Raw genomic sequence first — 15,380 nt, forward strand, 5'->3', positions numbered from 1 at the left:
TAGCAACGCCATCGAGTCGTTGCTTGCGCGCCATGGCCTGACGCTCGTTTACGTCGCGGATGGCGTACCGATCCCGGGCAGCTTCTGGGGCGAAGACGAAGCCGGCATCATCGGCAATACCGTGTATGCCCGCAGCGATACGCCCGTCCATTCGCTCTTGCACGAAGCCGGTCACCTGATCGTGCTGCCGCCGGAGCGTCGGGAAGAGGTTCACACCGACGCCACAGATTCCATCGCCGAAGAAGACGCCGTCTGTTATTTGCAGATCGTGCTGGGCGACACCCTTCCCGGTGTGGGGCGCCAACGCATCATGTCCGACATGGATGCCTGGGGTTATTCCTTCCGGCTTGGGTCCGCCCGCGCCTGGTTCGAACAGGACGCCGAAAACGCGCGCGACTGGTTAGTTGCGCGCGGTCTGCTTACCAAGGATGGCGAACCGGTATAGTCGCCCTCGCCCAACCGCCGCGAAACCCACTGTGCTGAAGAACACGCGCTACTACGACCCCATCAACGACTTTCGCCGTCGCGTTGCGCGGCGGCTGATGCGCCTTGTCTTCGGCAATCATGGGCAGCCCACTTCCGATCCGCTGCCGGCAAAAGGCGTCTATCGCATTCTGGTTTGCCATGTCAGCCACAGCCTGGGCAACACGCTGTTGCTGACACCACTGCTGGCTGAGCTGGAAAAGGTCTACCCGGCGGCAGAGATCGACATTCTTACGCGCAGCCCCATCGCGAAAGACGTTTACGGCCACTACTTCAGCGTGCAAAACATCTTCACGATGCCTGCGCATGGCGTGGGCCATCCGTTTCAGTTCTTCGGCACACTCAAGCGCATGCGCAAGATTCGCTATGACCTGGCGATCGATGCAGACCCGCTGTCGCAAACCGGCCGCCTGCTGATGCTGTTGTCGAACTCGACCTACACGCTTGGCTTCAGCAGCCCGAAGAAGCACGGCGAAATCACGCATGCCGTGCCGCTGCCCTCCCATCTCGAAAGCAAGGGACGTCGCCCGGTCTATCTGCTGCGCAGCGCGATGGGCCGCGACACCGCAGCGGAATATCCCGTGCCGGATATCCGCCTGAGCGCGGTGGAACGCGAACAGGGACGCGAAGCACTCACCCGGTCGCTGGCCGCCAGCGGTATCGAATCGCCGGGCCGCGGCATCATCGGCATCTTTGGCAATGCGACCGGCCCGAAGTTGCTGGGCGAAGCATGGTGGACGCGCTTCCTGCAGGTGCTGCAAGCCCAACACCCGGACTACAGTTTTGTCGAGATCGTTCCCGCCTCGGGCAAATCGATGCTCAGCTCGAAATACCCCGCGTATTTTTCCAGCGACTTGCGCAAGCTGGCCAGCGTACTGTCCGGTTTGGCCGTCTATATCAGCGCGGACTGCGGCATCATGCATCTGGCCTGTGCGTCGGATGTACCGACCATGGGCATCTTCACCGTCACCAACGGCGGCGAATGGGGTCCCTACGGCCGCGGCCGCCACACCATTGCCGCACATGGCATGGCACCCGAAGATGTGGCACAGATGATCGCCGCCATGCCCGAGTTCACGCCCGGCGGGAGCATTTGACCCGCCCCCACCGGCATCGGATAGGATGCTGGCATGTGGGAGATGGCATGCCTCCCGTTCCATTGTGGAACAAACCACCGAAAGGTTGATGATGCCTGCACCACCGGATTCCGGCGGCGCAGGCGTGCCTGTTGCCGTGGAATGGGACCAAGGCAAACAGGAGGCAACACAACGTGAGCATGACCGGATTTCTTGCCGTCGGTATCGGCGGCGCCTTCGGATGTTGGCTGCGCTGGATACTCGGCGTACTGCTCAATCCCATCTTTCCCACCGTTCCGCTGGGTACGCTCGCGGCGAACCTGAGTGGCGGCCTGCTGATGGGCTGCATGATGGGTATCTTCGAGCATTTTCAGACCTTACCGCCGGAGCTGCGGCTGCTGATCATGACCGGCTTTCTCGGCGGCCTGACCACCTTCTCTACCTTTTCCGCCGAAGCCGACACGCTGTTATTACGCGGGCAATACCTCTGGTTTGGTATGCATATCGCCGTGCATCTTTTCGGCAGTCTGGCCATGACCATCCTGGGCATTTTCCTGACGCGCGGTTTGCTGCGTCATTGAAAGGGAGAGAGCAACGCCATGAGCAACAACATCTCGCTCGACAGTCCCGCGGCCAACGGCGTCTTTCTCAGGTTCTACACACACGTCCACGCCAAGCACGACGGTCTGCTGGTGTCCGAATGGCTACTGGGCTTGGCCAAGCGCCTGAAGCTCGGCGGCGGCTCGGTATTCCGGGCGACGGCCGGGTACGGACGGCATGGCGTCATCCACCACGAAGCCTTTTTTGAACTCGCCGACGATCTTCCGCAAAAGATCGAGTTTCTGCTCAGCGAGCAAAATGCACAGACGTTGCTGGACCAGGTGCGTAACGCGGGCGTTGACCTCGTTTACGCATGGTCTCCGGTAAACTTCGGCCTACTGGGCAAGGGTCAACATGCATGAATCAGGATTCGCTGAGGCAGCGTGCCGCCGAACTCCTCGACATGGCCGGCGTGCATATCGATGGCAACGCACCCACCGATATTCGCGTGCATGACGATCAGCTTTATGCACGCGTCTTTGCACACGGTTCGCTCGGCCTGGGCGAGGCATACATGGATGCATGGTGGGACGCCGAGGATCTGCCCGGCTTCTTCACCAAAATTCTGACCACCCATCTGGACGAACACCTCAAGACGCTCGATACCCTGATCGCGCATCTGAAAGCACGCTTCATCAACATGCAGCGCGGCGAGCATGCCTTCGACATCGGCAAGCTGCATTACGACCTTGGCAACGATCTATTCAAAGCCATGCTCGGCAAGTACATGGTGTATTCCTGCGGTTATTGGGCGCAAGCGAACAATCTGGACGACGCGCAGGAAGCCAAGCTCGATCTGATCTGCCGGAAATTGCAATTGAAGCCTGGCATGCGCGTGCTCGATATCGGCAGCGGCTGGGGCGAAGCGCTGAAGTTTGCGGCAGAACGTTATGGCGTAAGCGGCGTGGGCATTACCGTTTCGCACGAGCAGGCCGAACTGTCGCGTGAACTGTGCCACGGCTTGCCGATAGAGATTCGCTTGCAGGATTACCGGGAACTCGACGATTCGTTCGATGCGATCATGTCGATTGGCATGTTTGAGCACGTGGGCGGCAAGAATTATCGCGAGTACTTCGAAGTCGCACGCCGCTGCCTCAAAAGCGATGGTTTGTTCCTGTTGCATTGCATCGGCAGCAACCAGTCGCCGGGGCGTCCGGATCCGTGGATCGAAAAGTACATCTTCCCGAATTCGATGATTCCTGCGGCCAGTCAGGTGGCAGCAGCGCTGGAGGGTTTGTTCGTGGTGGAGGACTGGCACAATTTCGGTGCCGATTACGACCGCACACTTACCGCATGGCGCGCGAACTTCGACGCCGCGTGGCCATCGCTCTCAACCCGCTATGACGAACGCTTCCGCCGGATGTGGCGGTTCTATCTCTCCGTATCGTCCGCCGTGTTCCGCAGCCGTCGCGATCAACTGTGGCAACTGACCTTGAGCCCGCACGGCGTCGCCGGAGGTTACCGTGTCCCTCGCTGAGTCATTCATGCGCATCCATCATCGTTTGCTTGTTCTGCTGCCTTTCCTTTTTCTGCTGTGCGGCAACGCCTTCGCACACCCTGTTCTTTGGCAGGCAAAAATCGGCAACAGCACGATCTATCTCTTCGGCACCGTCCATCTGCTGCCCAGCGATACGAACTGGCGTTTCCCGGCGCTCGATCAAGCGCTTTCGCAAAGCAAGTCCCTCTATATCGAGCTGACGGATGACGATCAGGCATCCATCGCGCCACTGATACTGCGTTACGGCCTGGATGCGGAACATCCGCTGTCCACACAACTGAGCCAGAACGAAAACGATGCGCTCGCCAAAGCCGCACAAGTAGCTGGCTTACCCGGCGGCGCGCAAACGCTGCAGCCGATGAAGCCCTGGCTGGCGGCGTTGACGTTGTCGGTGGCACCGTTGATGAAGGCCGGCATGGACCCGTCGCAAGGTGTGGACAAACAACTGAAGACAGACATGAGTGCCGCAGGCAAGCCTGTATACGGATTGGAAACGGCAGAACAGCAAATTCAATTTCTCGCGAATCTGTCTTCGCCGATGCAACTGGCCTTTTTGCGTGACACGCTGCGTGACGTCGACAAAAGCACCGAAGAACTTCGCTCACTCGTTAACGAGTGGAAACAGGGCAATGTCGCCGCCATCGCGAAGCTGGAGAACGACGAGCTCAAAACACGCGAGCCAGAGCTCTATCAACAGCTGATCGTCGAGCGCAACGAAAACTGGGCAGCGAAGATCAAGGACATGATGATTCGGCAGCCCGGCACCATATTCATCGCCGTCGGCGCCGCGCATCTTGCAGGCCCAGACAGTGTCCAGGCGCAATTGGCCAAGCTGGGGGTTGTCGTGCAGCAGGATTAATCTGCTGCGCCGCCATCAAAAGTCCGCGGTGACTGCCTTGGGACTGAGTGGCAGACGGCGGATATGGAGGGTGTAGCTGTCCATCTTGCCGAGATCGACGTAAGACGCCGTCACGGCCTTTCCGTCGAAGCCCGCCGTGATGCGATAAACATGACCTGCCTGTATGCCGCTCATCTTCAGCCACGGACGGTTGATCAGGTGGTTGTTCGACAAGGTGAGCCGCACGACGCGATCGCCCGGCAACACGCGCACCCACGGTGTTTTGCCGCCGTCGTATTGGGTCCAGGTGCTCTTGTCGTCCACACCCGTGATGCCGCACAAGTACGCCGGCTCTTGCTCTGCGCAGACGATAAGTGCCGTGTCCGACTTGGGATGATTTTTATCCGAATAACCAAGTTCGGGGCGCCGGCCTCCGACCAGCGCGCATCCCGAGAACAGGACGCAGGCCACTGCAACTGCGATTGTGCGTTGAAATTGCATTGGTTTTCGTCCAGTCATGGATGTTCGAGCCGTCGGGCATTCTAGCCTAAGGCGCCCGCCATCTGGCACCATCCTCCCCGCTATGGCGCCCCGCGCCTCCGAAGATATTCCCCATGAACTTGCAAGCCAATTACGAACAGATCCCGCTCAAGGAATACGCCGAGCGGGCTTACCTCGATTACTCGATGTACGTGGTGCTGGATCGCGCCCTGCCCTTCGTGGGCGACGGGCTGAAGCCGGTGCAACGCCGCATCATCTTCGCGATGAGCGAGCTTGGTCTGGCCGCCGGTGCCAAGCCAAAAAAATCGGCGCGTACGGTCGGTGACGTGATCGGTAAGTTCCATCCGCACGGCGACAGCGCCTGCTACGAAGCGATGGTGCTCATGGCGCAGCCGTTCTCGTATCGCTATCCGCTGATCGACGGTCAGGGCAACTTCGGCTCGCCCGATGATCCGAAAAGCTTCGCGGCCATGCGTTATACCGAGTCCAAGCTCAATCCGATTGCCGATGTGCTGCTGGGCGAGATCGGTCAAGGTACCGTGGACTGGGTGCCCAACTTCGACGGCACCCTGGAAGAACCCAGCTGGTTGCCTGCACGCCTGCCTCATGTGTTGCTCAATGGCTCGATGGGTATCGCGGTGGGCATGGCCACCGACATTCCGCCGCACAATCTGCGCGAAATCGTCAGCGCGTGCATCCGCCTGCTGGACGATCCGGACGCCACTATCGCAGATCTTTGCGAACACGTGCGCGGACCGGATTATCCGACTCAAGCGGAAATCATCACCCCGCGCAACGAACTGCTTGCGATGTACCACACGGGCGGCGGTTCGATCCGCGCCCGCGCAGTCTACGCGCGTGAAGACGGCAACATCGTGATCACGGCGCTGCCGCATCAGGTGAGCCCATCCAAGATCCTCGAGCAGATCGCCGCGCAGATGCGCGCGAAAAAACTGCCAATGATCGAAGACCTGCGCGACGAATCGGATCACGAAAATCCCATCCGTCTTGTTATCGTGCCGCGCTCGAACCGCGTTGATGCGGACGAAATGATGCAGCATCTTTTCGTCACCACGGATCTGGAAAAGAGCTTCCGCGTCAATCTCAACATGATCGGCCTGGATGGCCGTCCGCAGGTGAAGGATCTGAAGCGCATCCTCACCGAATGGCTGAACTTCCGTATCGATACGGTGACGCGCCGGCTCAATCATCGCCTCGCCAAAGTCGAGCGTCGCCTGCACCTCTTGGAAGGTTTGCGCATCGCTTACCTCAACCTCGACGAGGTGATCCGCATCGTCCGCACCGAGGACGAACCCAAACCGGTGCTGATGGCGCGCTTCAAACTCAGCGAAGAGCAAACCGATTACATCCTCGAAACCAAGCTGCGCCAGCTGGCGCGCCTGGAAGAGATGAAGATCAACGCCGAGCGCGATCAGCTCGAAGAAGAACGCGCCAAGATCAACGTGCTGCTGAAGTCGCCTGCCAAGCTCAAGGGTTTGATCAAGGAAGAACTACGCGCCGATGCTGCGAAGTACGGCGATGATCGCCGCTCGCCGCTGGTGCAGCGCGAAGCTGCGCAAGCGCTGGATGAAAGCGCGCTGGTCGCCAGCGAGCCGGTCACGGTCGTGCTGAGCCAGAAAGGCTGGATTCGCGCGGCGAAGGGGCACGACATCGATGCAGAAGGTTTGTCCTACCGCGAAGGCGATGCCCTGCTTGCGACCGTAAAAACGCGCACGACGCAGCAAGTCGCCATCATCGACTCGACCGGACGCAGCTATTCCACGCCTGCGCACACGTTGCCTTCCGCGCGTGGCAACGGCGAACCGCTGACCGGTCGTTTCACGCCGCCTGCCGGCGCACGCTTCGACGCGATCACCGCGGGTGACAACGACACACGCTTGGTGCTGGCCACCGACTTCGGCTACGGCTTCGTCACGCGCTTCGAGGCGCTGACGGGCCGCAACAAGGCCGGCAAGCAGATCATCACGCTCGGTGACGATGCGCGTGTGCTCGCACCGCAAGTGACAGCCGATCCTGCGCGCGATCGCATCGTGGTCGTCACGACGGAAGGCCACCTGTTGATGTTCTCGGTGGCCGAACTGCCCGAGCTGGACAAGGGCAAAGGCAACAAGCTCATCGAAATTCCGAAAGCCAAGCTCGCCAGCGGCGATGAGCGCGTGGTGGGTGTGGCGGTGGTCGCCGAAGGCAAGGGTGAAATCACGCTGTTCGCAGGCCAGCGCAAGTTGACGCTGAAGTGGTCCGATCTGGTCGAGTACGGCGGCAATCGCGCTACCCGCGGCGGCGTGCTGCCACGCGGCCTGCGCCGCGTGGAACGCATCGAAACCACCGGTTGAAAGGAACTTCCCCAGACCGCAGATCGTCCAATGGGCATGTGCACGGCGGGACATCCCCGTGCGTTATGCGATCGATAACCCCGGCACCACGCCCCCGGAGCACGTATGAACGTAAGAATCGCCACCGCCCTGGCGTCCTGCCTGCTGATGACGGCTGCGTGGGCGCAAACGTCCAGTCAGCCGCTGAACCTGAAACTTCCGGCCAACAGCGTACCGGCCTCCAGTTCGACCGCTCCGCAACCGGCGAAGGCCAGCACCGCGCAACCCAATCCCAGCGCCAGCATGGTGACCATCAACGGCGCTCACCCGTCTTCCAAAGACTCGCCGGGTGTTTACTACGGCGATACCAGCGGCAAACCCGGGCGTGACGAAACCGCCAGCACCGCCTGCGACGATTCCACCTACAACAAGGCCCAGGTCCATGGCGACGTCAACATGGGCGTCGTCAGCGCCAGCCATGTCGGCACCGGAACGTACGAAGGCGGCAACGTGAACATCGTCCAGAATACCGGCAGCTGCGATCACCCCACCGGCGCCGTGGGTATTTCCATCGGCGTGAGCAAATTCAACGGCTTCAACGGCCACTAATCGGACATCGAAAGCGGCTGGAAAGCCACTCTGCACGAGACTGTGGAGATTATTTCGCCCCGTCAGTGCCTTGCAGAGACCCTCAGTGATCCAAAACGTTGAATTTCGCCTCGAAGGTGGCCGTTGCGGCGTCCTGCTTATCCATGGACTCACCGGTACCCCTACCGAGATGCGCCTGGTCGGCAAAGGGCTGAATAACGCAGGTTTCAGCGTCTACGGCATGCAGTTGGCCGGACACTGCGGCGATGTGCAGGATCTGCTCGCGACCGGCTGGAAAGACTGGTACGCGAGCGTCGAAGCCGCCGCGGAAAAATACCGCCACGAAGTGGACCACCTGTTCGTGGCCGGCCTCTCCATGGGCGCGCTTCTCGCCTTGAAACTTGCCGCCGATCATCCGGACTGGGTACGCGGCGTGGGTGTGTACGGCGCAACCTTCCGCTACGACGGCTGGGCGATTCCGTGGTACAGCCGCTTCTCCGTCCTGCTTCCGCTGATGTTGAAGCTCGGCTTCTGGAAAAACGGCATCACTTACGAAACGGAGCCCTACGGGCTGCGTGACGAGCGCCTGCGCAAGCAGATCAGTCAGACGATGCTGCACTCGGGCGACAGCACCGCGGCGGGCCTTCCGGGCAACCCGTGGCCGTCGCTGGCGGAAATGCGCGCCATGGCCAAGGTGGTGAAACGCGAGTTGCCGAAGGTGACGGCGCCGTGTCTGGTTGCGCATGCGACCGAGGATGACGTCGCCAGCGTCGAAAATGCGTATCTCGTTGCACGTAGCGTGTCCGGTCCGGTGGAAATGCTGTTGCTCGAAGACAGCTATCACATGATCACGATCGACCGTGAACGCCGCACGCTGATCCACCGCACCGCCGAATATTTTTCGAAGGTTGCCTCAAGCTGCGCACCGGGTGCGCGCGCCATCGCCTGAAAGGACTTCCGTGACTCCGCTTGTCGCCACGTTGTGGTTGGTCAGTGTGTCGCTGGAAACCGGCGGCCAGCTTCTGCTCAAGCGCGCCGCCAGCGATCCGCTGGCCGGAGACGGCGCTGCGCGCTGGCGCTATATGGCGAGTCGTCCGTGGATGTGGCTGGGCATTCTCACTTACGTCGTCAAGATCCTCTTCTGGATCGCCTTCCTGTCGTTGGTGGATCTTTCTGAGGGCGTGCTACTTAGCTCGATCAATATCGTCGTGATCATGGTGGCGGGCTGGTTGTTGTTCCGCGAAAAACTCACACCCCTGCGCGTAGCGGGCATCCTGCTGGTCAGTACCGGCGTTGCCATCGTGGGGCTGGGCGCATGAGCGGCAGCGGACGCACCTGGCGGTTTTATCTTTGCGGCTTTTTGTTGCTGCTCGCGTTCGACACCATCGTGCAGCTTAGTTTCAAGAACACCGGCGTCCACGCATTCCCGCCCGAGGCAAACTGGGCATGGGTGCAACGCGTGTTCGGCCATCCGTGGATCTACATCGCGCTCGCCGCTTATCTGGGCAATTTCTTCACCTGGATGAGTTTGCTCAAGCACGCACCGATCGGCCCGGCCTTCGCGGCTACCCACCTGGACGTGGTCACCGTGATGTTTGCGTCGGCGTGGATATTCCATGAAGCACTGACACCGATGCGTCTTTTGGGCGCCGGCGTGATCGTGCTCGGCATCGTCTGCCTGGCATTTGCCGAAAGCGGCGCGCATCCGGAAAACGATGCGCCCACCGAAGCCAAGGGCGCGCTGGGCGTGACCGCCGGAAGCTAAACGTTGCGCGTTCGTCGTCGGATCATCGCATCCGCCGAATTTGCAAACTGGCCAGTAGATATTCACGTTACGCATGCGCCGGCGACAAGGTTCGCGAAAGGCTGCGCGGAGACTATGACGGCAAGAACCTACGCAGTTTTGTCTGGACAACACGCGGGCGCTTCGTCACGCTTGTGACAGGGGCCAAACAGGGAAACGATCCATGAGCAACGTTCAGCAAGAAATTTTCGAAATTATTGCCAAGCAAGCCAAGATCGATATCGCCACGATCAAAGCCGACTCGACGCTCAAGGATCTCGGCGTCGCTTCGCTGGACGCCATCGAAGTGATTTTCGATATCGAAGAACACTTCAACATCAATCTACCCAACGAAGACACCGATTTCGAAGCGGGCACCGTCGGCCATCTGGTCGATGCTGTGCAGCGACAAATCACGCTGAAAGGCAATAGCTGAAGTCCATGCGCCGTATCGTGATTACCGGCATGGGTGCGATCTGCGCGCTCGGCCACAATGCCACGGATACCTGGCAGGGGATGGTCGAAGGCCGCAGCGGCATCGACACGATTCATCATGTCGACGCCAGTCTGTTGCGCAACAATCCCGTCGCTGCAGAAGTCACCGACTTCGACCCCACCCAGTACATCGATGAAGCGCGTCTGCCGTTTCTCGATCCCATGAGCCAGTACGCGCTGGTGGCGGCGAACGAAGCCATTGCACAATCCGGACTGGATGTACGCAACGGACGCACGGCGGTTGTCACCGGCGTTGGCGTCGGCGGTGAAGAAACGCGCGAAGGCTTGTACAAGAAGCTCTACGCCGACAAAGCAGGACGTTTTCATCCGCTTGGCATCGTGCGCATCATGTCGAACGCGCCGGCCAGTCAGATCAGCATGGCGCACGGTATCACTGGCCCCACTTTTACGGTGGCCAGTGCATGCGCATCCTCCAACCACGCCATTGCCCAGGCGGCGCTGATGATGCGTGCCGGTATCGTCGATGCCGCGGTGGTGGGCGGTACGGAAGCCTGCCTTACGCTCGGCCTCCTGCGCGCATGGGAAGCGATGCGCGTTCTGTCGCCCGATACATGCCGTCCTTTCAGCATCAATCGCCGCGGCATCGTGCTTGGCGAAGGTTCGGCGATGTTTGTGCTGGAGACGCTGGAGAGCGCACAGGCGCGTGGCGCCACCATTCTTGCCGAGCTTGTTGGCGTCGGCATGAGTGCGGATGCGGGCGATATCGCGGCGCCATCGGAGATCGGTGCCGCCGCGGCAATCACCGCCGCGCTGCAGGACGCAAATATGCAGCCAGCGGAGGTGGATTACATCAACGCGCACGGTACTGGCACGGCCGCGAACGACTGCACCGAAACAGCCGCCATCCATCGCGTATTTGGTGAGCACGCGCGCAAGCTGGCTATTTCGTCGACCAAACCGATGCATGGTCATGCGTTGGGTGCGGCGGGTGCGCTGGAACTAATCGCCGTCATTGGCGCCCTGCGTCATGGCATCGTGCCGCCGACGTTGAACTACCTTGGCCCCGATCCCGCCTGCGATCTGGATTACGTGCCACTGGATGCGCGCCGCATGCCCGTGAATGCTGCAGTCAGCAATTCATTTGCGTTTGGTGGATTGAATGCGGTTGTCGCGTTGCGCCGTGTGCCGTAAGAGTTACCCAGAAAACCGGACACGGCGTTGCTTTTTGCTCGTCATTCCGGCGCAGGCCGGAATCCAGCGGCGATAACGCTTATATGCTTCCTCACGAATCAAGGACGACGACACTGGATTCCGGCCTGCGCCGGAATGACGTGAGGGATCTTTATCCCGTGGGATTGTGTGTAGCTCGATGGCTTCGCTGGAATCAGTAAACGAAAAAGACCGGAAACTTCGGTCTCAAAGCCGCGTAAACGACCACGACTGCATGCGCCCATCCTTGTACGGCATCACGCCGTGGAATGGCCGCGGATCCTCGTCAAACACCAGCGGCAAAAAGTGGCGATCGCCCTCCCACATCGGCAGCGTCATCAGCTGATCGACATCGATCCACTCCAGCGTGCCCTCGGGGTTCTCCGTCAACGGCTCACCACGGAAGGTGTCGACGATGAAGATAAAGCCCAGCCAGTCTTCGCCCTGCTTGCCGAAACCGGGCCAGTTGAGCGTGCCGCGCAGATGCATGGTTTCGCATTCGATGGCCGCCTCTTCGCGAATTTCACGGCGCATGCATTCGGCAATGTCTTCGCCTGGCTCCATCTTGCCGCCCAGACCGTTGTATTTGCCCAGATGTTGATCATCCGGCCGCGCATTGCGGTGGATCATCAATACTTTGCGCCGATCTGGCGAGAGCACATAACCGAGCGTGGCAACGATAGGCGTATAGGGCATGAGGCGGTGCGCAGGAATGCAAAGCTGAAGTTTAAGCGCTAAAGCTCAACAAATGGTCTTGCATCCGCCACCTCGACCCGGCCACCATCTATCCATGCGCCCGTTCTCGCCTCTCCAACGGCTGTGTCGCCGCCGGATATCCTGCCTGCTCGCGCTGATCGGAGCGTGTTACGCGCTCACGGCCTGCAGCTACCAGGTCGATCCGATGGAAAGCCGCGAACTGAGCTACCAGGGCCAGGATTACACCGTGGTGAAGCTGGATCTGCACCGCGAAACGTTGACCCTGCACTGGCACAATCCCGACAACGGCCAACCCTTCGGCGATATTCAAACACTGCGCGAATGGGGCGCCTCCAACGGCAAGCGATTGATGTTCGCAGCGAATGCGGGCATCTACGACCAGTCGTACTCGCCGCTGGGCCTGTATGTGGAAAACGGCAAGACGCTGGTACCGCTGAATCTTTTCCGTGGCAAAGCGTCCGCGGGCAATTTTTCGATTCAGCCCAATGGCGTGTTCGCGATCTATCCCGACGGTCATGCCGCGGTACGTACCAGCCTCGACTTCAAAGCGGACGGAAAGTCCGCCGATCTGGCGACGCAATCCGGACCGATGCTGGTCATCGATGGGCAGATCAACAATCAATTCATCGATGATTCCGGCAGTCTGAAATGGCGCAGTGGCGTGTGCGCACACTCGCCGTACCAGGTGATTTTCGTGGTGAGCGAATCGCCGGTGAATTTTCATACGTTTGCGCAGCTTTTCCGCGACGAACTCGGTTGCCGCGATGCGCTATATCTGGACGGCAGCATTTCGCAGTTCTACATCGACGGCACCGGCTACTCGGGCGCTCCCACCTTCATGGTCAAGCCCTACGCGGGCATCTTCGCGGTGTTCGCCAATCAATGAAACGTCGCTTTCGGTGGTTCCGCGCGCTGATTATTCTGATCCTGATCATGGTGATCGGTATCATCGCGACGGCTTGGTGGTTGCTGGCAGGTAGCCGTGCGCAACTGGATGGCGAACGGCGCGTAGCGGATATCGGCCATGCCGTCACGATCAATCGCGATGCATTGGGTGTAGTCACGCTGACAGGTCAATCCCGCGACGACGTCGGCTATGCGCTTGGTTACGTACACGCGCAGGAACGTTTCTTCGAGATGGACCTGATGCGTCGCCTCTCCGCCGGCGAACTATCGGAACTGTTTGGTCCCGCAGCGTTGGATACCGACATCAATCATCGTCGTCATCGCCTGCGTGCCGTCGCAGAAGCGGCCTATGCGGCCTTGACACCGGAAAAGAAACACACGCTCGACGTGTATCGCGATGGCGTTAATGCAGGCCTTGCGAACCTGCGCGAGAAACCGTGGGAGTACATGCTCACCGGCACGCAACCGCAACCGTGGCGATCGGAAGACACCATGCTGGTGATCGCCGCGATGTATCTGGATCTCAACGGCGATGGCCGCGAAGAACGCAAACTCAATATTGCGCGTATGCGCGCCGCACTGCCCGATCCGCTGGTGGACTTCCTGATTTCGCCCGACCCGACGTGGGAAGCGCCGCTGAGCGGCCACGTATCGCAGTCACCTGTCGTACCCGACGCGGCGGCTTATGATCTTCGTCGAGCGGCAGTTAACGATGGCGCTGCAAAAGTCGCCGCACTGTCGAACTTCTCGACGGACGAAACGTATCCCGGCAGCAACAACTTTGCTGTCGCCGGCAACCTCACGCATACCGGCGCGGCATTGCTCGCCAACGATATGCATCTGGCTTTGCGCGTGCCCAACATCTGGTTCCGCGCGCGACTGCGCTATCCCGACCCAACGGCGCCGAACGGCCAACGCGATGCGGTGGGTGTAACGCTACCGGGCACCCCAGCGCTCGTCGTCGGATCGAACGGACAGATCGCCTGGGGTTTCACGAACAGCTACGGCGACTGGTCGGACTGGGTTCGCGTGCTGCGCGATCCGCACGATTCCACTCGTTACAAAGTGCCTGAGGGTTGGGCAACGATCGAAAAGCATGAGGAAGTCATCCGCATCAAAGGCTCCGCCCCGCATACGCTGGAAGTGGAAGAAACGCGATGGGGACCGGTCATGGCGAAGGACACCGACGGTACGTCACTTGCCTTGTCGTGGATTGGCGGCCAGCCTCACGCTTACAACTTGAACACGATGCTACTCGAGCACGCCAATCAAGTGTCTGCTGCATTGGACATTGCGCCCACGCTGGGCATGCCACCGCAAAATCTGGTCGTGGCGGATAGTGCCGGACATATTGGTTGGACCATCGCCGGCAACAGCATTCCGCTGCGCACCGGATTCGACCCGCTTCGCCCGGCGGACTGGTCACAACCCAATACCGGATGGACCGGCTGGGCCGCGCCCGCGCAATACCCGCGCATCGAGAACCCTGCCGAAGGACGATTGTGGACGGCCAACAATCGCACGGTGGGCGACACGGACTTCGCATTGCTTGGTAACGGCGGACAGGACCTCGGCGCGCGCGCGCAACAAATTCGCGATGATCTGCAGGCACGCGCCGACTTTGCGCCGGCTAATCTATTAGACATACAGCTCGACGACCACGCGGTGTTTCTCACGCGCTGGCAGCAACTGCTGCAACAGACGCTGGCGGATGCGCACGAACCCGCGCTCGATGCCTTGCGCCAACTCACGTCGACCTGGGGCAACGAAGCGACAACAGCCAGCGTGGATTACCGGCTGGTCCATGCCTTCCGCGACGAAGTACACAAGCTTGCACTTGCGCCATTCGCCGCACAGATCAAACAACGCTTCCCCGATTTCGACTGGCCCGGTCCCGGCAATCAGGAAGCGGCCGTGTGGGCAATGATCCAGACGCAACCGATCAATCTGCTCGACCCCGCCTACAAGGACTGGCATGCGCTACTCGTGCAGGCAGCACGAAATGTAAGCAACACGCTTGGGCAGCAACCGGGTGGCCTTGCTGCGCGCACGTGGGGCGAGATCAACCGCGCACAAATCCGGCATCCGCTTTCGCGCGCATTGCCGGGTTTTGTCGGCCACTTTCTCGACATGCCCGCCGACGCGTTGCCGGGCGACAACAACATGCCGCGTGTCGGCGCACCGAGCTTTGGTGCTTCCGAGCGCATGGACGTTGCACCGGGCCACGAAGATCAAGGCATCATGGAAATGCCGGGTGGACAGAGCGACAACCCGCTATCGCCCTTCTACGGCGCAGGTCATGAGGATTGGGTACAAGGTCATCCAACGCCGCTATTGCCCGGCGAGACCAAATACACGCTGGTGCTGGAGCCCGCTGCTGGCTGACGCTAGC

Annotated in this window: 17 protein-coding genes and 1 riboswitch; of the genes, 15 read left to right on the plus strand and 2 right to left on the minus strand. The window is 60.4% G+C overall.

The genetic code is table 11. From position 1 onward, the window contains the following. The 6 genes from EKH79_RS06975 to EKH79_RS07000 all read left to right on the plus strand — a co-directional run. On the plus strand, nucleotides 1–445 hold a 445-nt coding region (locus tag EKH79_RS06975; RefSeq protein WP_233590231.1), incomplete at its 5' end, for a hypothetical protein. A 31-nt stretch (nucleotides 446–476) separates the two neighbouring features. Next, nucleotides 477–1,580, plus strand: coding sequence for a glycosyltransferase family 9 protein (locus tag EKH79_RS06980; protein WP_158621211.1), 1,104 nt, complete (start codon nucleotides 477–479; stop codon nucleotides 1,578–1,580). A gap of 29 nt (nucleotides 1,581–1,609) precedes the next feature. Continuing rightward, nucleotides 1,610–1,685: riboswitch (Fluoride riboswitch) on the plus strand. 68 nt (nucleotides 1,686–1,753) lie between these two features. Further along, nucleotides 1,754–2,140: a fluoride efflux transporter CrcB gene (gene crcB / locus EKH79_RS06985; protein WP_126673094.1), complete on the plus strand. Its 387-nt coding sequence runs from the start codon at nucleotides 1,754–1,756 to the stop codon at nucleotides 2,138–2,140. Nucleotides 2,141–2,158: 18 nt separating this feature from the next. Continuing rightward, nucleotides 2,159–2,521, plus strand: a complete 363-nt coding sequence (locus EKH79_RS06990; protein WP_126673095.1) for a DUF190 domain-containing protein — start codon at nucleotides 2,159–2,161, stop codon at nucleotides 2,519–2,521. Then, a complete protein-coding gene (cfa, locus tag EKH79_RS06995; protein WP_126673096.1) occupies nucleotides 2,518–3,636 on the plus strand; it encodes a cyclopropane fatty acyl phospholipid synthase in 1,119 nt (372 codons plus the stop codon). Before EKH79_RS06990 ends, cfa begins: the two co-directional genes overlap by 4 nt. Beyond that, complete coding sequence (locus EKH79_RS07000) at nucleotides 3,623–4,516, plus strand: TraB/GumN family protein (protein WP_233590233.1); 894 nt, start codon at nucleotides 3,623–3,625, stop codon at nucleotides 4,514–4,516. The genes cfa and EKH79_RS07000 overlap by 14 nt, the downstream gene beginning before the upstream one ends. Nucleotides 4,517–4,531: 15 nt before the next feature. Here the strand turns inward: EKH79_RS07000 and EKH79_RS07005 are convergent, their stop codons facing one another. Further along, nucleotides 4,532–4,996 carry a hypothetical protein gene (locus tag EKH79_RS07005; RefSeq protein ID WP_126673098.1) on the minus strand — a complete coding sequence of 155 codons (465 nt, stop codon included), beginning with the start codon at nucleotides 4,994–4,996 and terminating at the stop codon, nucleotides 4,532–4,534. Between the two features lie 113 nt (nucleotides 4,997–5,109). Between EKH79_RS07005 and parC the strand changes: the two genes are divergently transcribed. From parC to EKH79_RS07040, 7 genes are all read left to right on the plus strand, one after another. Continuing rightward, nucleotides 5,110–7,350, plus strand: coding sequence for a DNA topoisomerase IV subunit A (parC, locus tag EKH79_RS07010; RefSeq protein WP_126673099.1), 2,241 nt, complete (start codon nucleotides 5,110–5,112; stop codon nucleotides 7,348–7,350). A gap of 105 nt (nucleotides 7,351–7,455) precedes the next feature. Next, nucleotides 7,456–7,938, plus strand: coding sequence for an RAD23 family protein (locus EKH79_RS07015; protein WP_126673100.1), 483 nt, complete (start codon nucleotides 7,456–7,458; stop codon nucleotides 7,936–7,938). A gap of 85 nt (nucleotides 7,939–8,023) precedes the next feature. Further along, nucleotides 8,024–8,866, plus strand: a complete 843-nt coding sequence (locus tag EKH79_RS07020; RefSeq protein WP_126673101.1) for an alpha/beta hydrolase — start codon at nucleotides 8,024–8,026, stop codon at nucleotides 8,864–8,866. A 10-nt stretch (nucleotides 8,867–8,876) separates the two neighbouring features. Continuing rightward, complete coding sequence (locus EKH79_RS07025) at nucleotides 8,877–9,236, plus strand: EamA family transporter (RefSeq protein WP_199754192.1); 360 nt, start codon at nucleotides 8,877–8,879, stop codon at nucleotides 9,234–9,236. Then, complete coding sequence (locus EKH79_RS07030) at nucleotides 9,233–9,682, plus strand: DMT family transporter (protein WP_126673103.1); 450 nt, start codon at nucleotides 9,233–9,235, stop codon at nucleotides 9,680–9,682. Before EKH79_RS07025 ends, EKH79_RS07030 begins: the two co-directional genes overlap by 4 nt. A 202-nt stretch (nucleotides 9,683–9,884) precedes the next feature. Further along, nucleotides 9,885–10,136, plus strand: a complete 252-nt coding sequence (locus tag EKH79_RS07035; RefSeq protein WP_126673104.1) for an acyl carrier protein — start codon at nucleotides 9,885–9,887, stop codon at nucleotides 10,134–10,136. A gap of 5 nt (nucleotides 10,137–10,141) precedes the next feature. Next, nucleotides 10,142–11,347, plus strand: a complete 1,206-nt coding sequence (locus EKH79_RS07040) for a beta-ketoacyl-[acyl-carrier-protein] synthase family protein (RefSeq protein ID WP_126673105.1) — start codon at nucleotides 10,142–10,144, stop codon at nucleotides 11,345–11,347. Between the two features lie 225 nt (nucleotides 11,348–11,572). Here the strand turns inward: EKH79_RS07040 and EKH79_RS07045 are convergent, their stop codons facing one another. Then, nucleotides 11,573–12,061 (minus strand): NUDIX hydrolase, encoded by a 489-nt coding sequence (locus EKH79_RS07045; protein WP_126673106.1) that lies wholly within the window; start codon nucleotides 12,059–12,061, stop codon nucleotides 11,573–11,575. 205 nt (nucleotides 12,062–12,266) lie between these two features. On the opposite strand from EKH79_RS07045, the gene EKH79_RS07050 reads away from it, so the two are divergent. Together EKH79_RS07050 and EKH79_RS07055 are read left to right on the plus strand one after the other, a co-directional pair. Further along, nucleotides 12,267–12,968 (plus strand): phosphodiester glycosidase family protein, encoded by a 702-nt coding sequence (locus EKH79_RS07050; RefSeq protein WP_126673107.1) that lies wholly within the window; start codon nucleotides 12,267–12,269, stop codon nucleotides 12,966–12,968. Further along, nucleotides 12,965–15,373 carry a penicillin acylase family protein gene (locus EKH79_RS07055; protein WP_126673108.1) on the plus strand — a complete coding sequence of 803 codons (2,409 nt, stop codon included), beginning with the start codon at nucleotides 12,965–12,967 and terminating at the stop codon, nucleotides 15,371–15,373. Before EKH79_RS07050 ends, EKH79_RS07055 begins: the two co-directional genes overlap by 4 nt. Nucleotides 15,374–15,380: the final 7 nt, after the last annotated feature.

Origin of the sequence: Dyella dinghuensis (assembly GCF_003977615.1) — a bacterium.
Taxonomy (GTDB): Bacteria; Pseudomonadota; Gammaproteobacteria; order Xanthomonadales; family Rhodanobacteraceae; genus Dyella_B; species Dyella_B dinghuensis.

Coding starts and splice junctions, on each gene's coding strand:
- cfa (WP_126673096.1), top strand. CDS start 2,518: ATGAATCAGGATTCGCTGAGGCAGCGTGCCGCCGAACTCCTCGACATG.
- EKH79_RS06990 (WP_126673095.1), top strand. CDS start 2,159: ATGAGCAACAACATCTCGCTCGACAGTCCCGCGGCCAACGGCGTCTTT.
- EKH79_RS07035 (WP_126673104.1), top strand. CDS start 9,885: ATGAGCAACGTTCAGCAAGAAATTTTCGAAATTATTGCCAAGCAAGCC.
- EKH79_RS07050 (WP_126673107.1), top strand. CDS start 12,267: ATGGAAAGCCGCGAACTGAGCTACCAGGGCCAGGATTACACCGTGGTG.
- EKH79_RS07005 (WP_126673098.1), bottom strand. CDS start 4,996: ATGCAATTTCAACGCACAATCGCAGTTGCAGTGGCCTGCGTCCTGTTC.
- parC (WP_126673099.1), top strand. CDS start 5,110: ATGAACTTGCAAGCCAATTACGAACAGATCCCGCTCAAGGAATACGCC.
- EKH79_RS07015 (WP_126673100.1), top strand. CDS start 7,456: ATGAACGTAAGAATCGCCACCGCCCTGGCGTCCTGCCTGCTGATGACG.
- EKH79_RS07055 (WP_126673108.1), top strand. CDS start 12,965: ATGAAACGTCGCTTTCGGTGGTTCCGCGCGCTGATTATTCTGATCCTG.
- EKH79_RS07045 (WP_126673106.1), bottom strand. CDS start 12,061: ATGCCCTATACGCCTATCGTTGCCACGCTCGGTTATGTGCTCTCGCCA.
- EKH79_RS07030 (WP_126673103.1), top strand. CDS start 9,233: ATGAGCGGCAGCGGACGCACCTGGCGGTTTTATCTTTGCGGCTTTTTG.
- EKH79_RS07040 (WP_126673105.1), top strand. CDS start 10,142: ATGCGCCGTATCGTGATTACCGGCATGGGTGCGATCTGCGCGCTCGGC.